We start from the raw sequence: 2,665 nt of genomic DNA, 5'->3' as shown, positions 1-2,665 counted from the left end.
TGCTTTCACCGTCATCGCCGAAGCGTGCGAGGCAACTACGGTAGAGTTCGTCGGCGTGGTCGTGAAGTGATTCGCAGATGTCTGCCTGTTCGTCCGCGTCCAGCTCGTTGAGTTTTTCCAGCAGGGTCAGCGTCTGGCTTCTGATAAAGCGGGCCATGTTAAGGGCTGTTTTTTCCTGTTTGGTCATGGTCTTAAGGCTCCTTAATAGGGGATTTTTTAGGGGGAATGATACCGATGAAACGCGAGAAGATGCTCACGATACGGGTTAGCGATGAGGAGCACGCCCGGTTACTGGAACGGTGCGAGGGTAAACGGCTGGGGGAATGGATGCGGCGGGTCTGTCTGGGGGAGCCGGTTGCGCGCACAGGAAAGCTGCCGACACTATCGCCGCCATTGATGCGGCATCTGGCTGCCATCGGGAACAATCTGAACCAGACAGCCCGGAAGGTGCACAGCGGCCACTGGTCTTCGATTGACCGGGTTCATGTGGTGGCCGCTTTGATGGCCATCGAGGGTGAATTGCGCCAGTTGCGGCAGGCTGTCAGGGAACAGGGGGGACGGGATGATAGTTAAATTTCATGCCAGGGGGAAAGGCGGTGGAAGTGGCCCGGTCGATTACCTGCTGGGGCGGGAGCGTAACCGCGAAGGCGCAACGGTGCTCCGGGGTAACCCGGAAGAAATCCGGGAACTCATTGATGCCACGCCATTTTCGAAGAAATACACGTCAGGCGTTCTGTCGTTCGCGGAGAAGGAGTTACCGCCGGGTGAACGCGAAAGAGTGATGACGAGCTTTGAGCGTGTTCTTATGCCCGGTCTCGAAAAAGACCAGTACAGCATTCTCTGGGTGGAACACCAGGATAAGGGGCGGCTCGAACTGAATTTTGTCATTCCGAACATGGAACTACAGAGCGGTAAGCGCCTCCAGCCGTACTACGACCGTGCGGACAGGCCGAGGATAAATGCCTGGCAGACGCTGGTTAATCATCATTACGGGCTGCGTGACCCGAACGCACCGGAGAACAGACGGACGCTTGTCACACCGAATAATCTGCCAAAAGCGAAACAGGAGGCCGCAGAAGCGATTACACGGGGCCTTGAGGCGCTTTACCGTGCCGGAGCAATAAAAACGCGTCAGGATGTCACTGAGGCGCTCACAGCGGCAGGTTTTGAGGTGGTGAGGACAACCAGAAGCAGTATCAGTATTGCCGACCCGGAGGGGGGGCGGAATCTCAGGCTAAAGGGGGCGCTGTATGAGCAATCTTTTACAAATGGGAACGGACTTCGAGAAGAAACTGAAAGAGCGAGCCGCTTCTACCGAGAACATGCTGAACAGCGAGTTCAGGAAGCTAGAAGAGTCTGTAGACAAGGCACTGAGCTTAAACAGGCAGAAAATCAGAGACGCTATCAGCGAACATACAACATCCGTGAAACAGCAACTGGATACGCTGAGCACCACCGTGAGCACGCAGCTCAGCACCACAGAGGCCGAACTGTCCCGGCAGCAGAAAAACCTGCTCTGGCAGGTGATCAAAGGGCGGGTACTGTTTCCGGCGCTGACCGCGCTCAGCGTCACGGGCGGCATTTTCCTGGGGTGCTGGGGGCTGATTCAGTGGCAGGAAAGCAGGATTGCGAAAAATATCTTGACCATCAGAGAGCAGGAAAACACGCTGGCGAAACTCGAGGCAAAAACCTGGGGGGTGACGTTCGTCAATGGCGAGAACGGGAAATTTCTGGTGCTGCCGGACGGGGTGAAAGGGGAAAACACCTGGACGGTGGGCGACAAGAACGCCGTGAGGCTGGTCAGGGAGTAAACGAGTATGACGGAACTGGAAGGGCATTTGCTGAACGCCTTAGAGCATTTGCAACAGGACTATATGCGGCGGCTGAACGAGTGGGAGAGCGCCTTCGCAGAATTGCAGAAGATGCACGCGGTTACGCAACAGAACAACGCGATACTGAACGAGCGTGTCGTGAACTTGAGTCAGCAGGTGCAGCTATTAGCCGGACAAGTCGACCGCTTGAGTCGGTTATTTATCACGAACAACAGATAAGGGATGAACAGGAGCGTCAGGCGCAGGAGCTTGCCCGGCGCTGGCATGAAGAGCAGGAACCCGAAGCGCGGATCTGGCGTGGCCCGTCAATGGGGATGTGACCGGGGTACCCCCTGAAATCGAGCCAGTTTGTGGCACGCCCTACCCGGATGGCGCCAATGTTAATGTACGTACATTAGCATTAACAATATCCAAACCTCCCCATTTTTCCCCGTTCGACGGCTGGAACGTGCGAAACTGATCGTCATTCAGTTTCGCGCATAACTATGCATGAGGTTAAAATTTACCAGGCGCGATCGCGGCAGTTTTTCGGGTGGTTTGTTGCTGTTTTTACCTGTCTGCTGCCGTGATCGCGCTGAACGCGTTTAAGCGGTACGCGCAATGCGACGTTATGGTAAATACGGAGTATTTTAATTGCGGGCCTTTGTTGTATATCTCTGTCGTTTGTCCCCGGGGGGAAGCATTACTGCTAACAAGTCCCGTGCGAAAACTGCGCAATCGTATTGCGCACCATGAACCTATTCTCAACCGCAATCTGGAGGATGATTTTGCTACGAGAAAGAGAATTATCGCGTACCGGTGTCAGCGTTGAGTGGAGGGGAGGCGGAGAATCC

General features: G+C 55.1%; 4 protein-coding genes and 1 pseudogene. 4 read left to right on the top strand and 1 reads right to left on the bottom strand.

Features of this window, described 5'->3' with window-relative positions:
* A partial coding sequence (locus F2S13_RS29065; RefSeq protein WP_166367320.1) for a Rop family plasmid primer RNA-binding protein occupies positions 1-187 on the bottom strand: 187 nt, incomplete at its 3' end.
* Positions 188-234: 47 nt separating this feature from the next.
* Here F2S13_RS29065 and F2S13_RS29060 point away from each other — a divergent pair.
* The 4 genes and pseudogenes from F2S13_RS29060 to F2S13_RS29045 all read left to right on the top strand — a co-directional run bounded on the left by F2S13_RS29060 (position 235) and on the right by F2S13_RS29045 (position 2,051).
* Positions 235-573 (top strand): MobC family plasmid mobilization relaxosome protein, encoded by a 339-nt coding sequence (locus F2S13_RS29060; protein WP_425500259.1) that lies wholly within the window; start codon positions 235-237, stop codon positions 571-573.
* A pseudogene (locus tag F2S13_RS29945) lies at positions 563-928 on the top strand (relaxase/mobilization nuclease domain-containing protein); the annotation flags it as partial. The gene F2S13_RS29060 and the pseudogene F2S13_RS29945, both read left to right, overlap by 11 nt.
* Positions 929-1,250: 322 nt before the next feature.
* Complete coding sequence (locus F2S13_RS29050) at positions 1,251-1,811, top strand: MbeB family mobilization protein (RefSeq protein WP_000067488.1); 561 nt, start codon at positions 1,251-1,253, stop codon at positions 1,809-1,811.
* A 6-nt stretch (positions 1,812-1,817) separates the two neighbouring features.
* Positions 1,818-2,051 (top strand): MbeD family mobilization/exclusion protein, encoded by a 234-nt coding sequence (locus F2S13_RS29045; protein WP_000137388.1) that lies wholly within the window; start codon positions 1,818-1,820, stop codon positions 2,049-2,051.
* Positions 2,052-2,665: the final 614 nt, after the last annotated feature.

This window comes from Pseudomonas akapageensis (assembly GCF_011355085.1).
Taxonomy (GTDB): Bacteria; Pseudomonadota; Gammaproteobacteria; order Pseudomonadales; family Pseudomonadaceae; genus Aquipseudomonas; species Aquipseudomonas akapageensis.
Note: the sequence above shows the minus strand (reverse complement) of the source record. Positions and strands in the feature narration are given on the sequence as shown.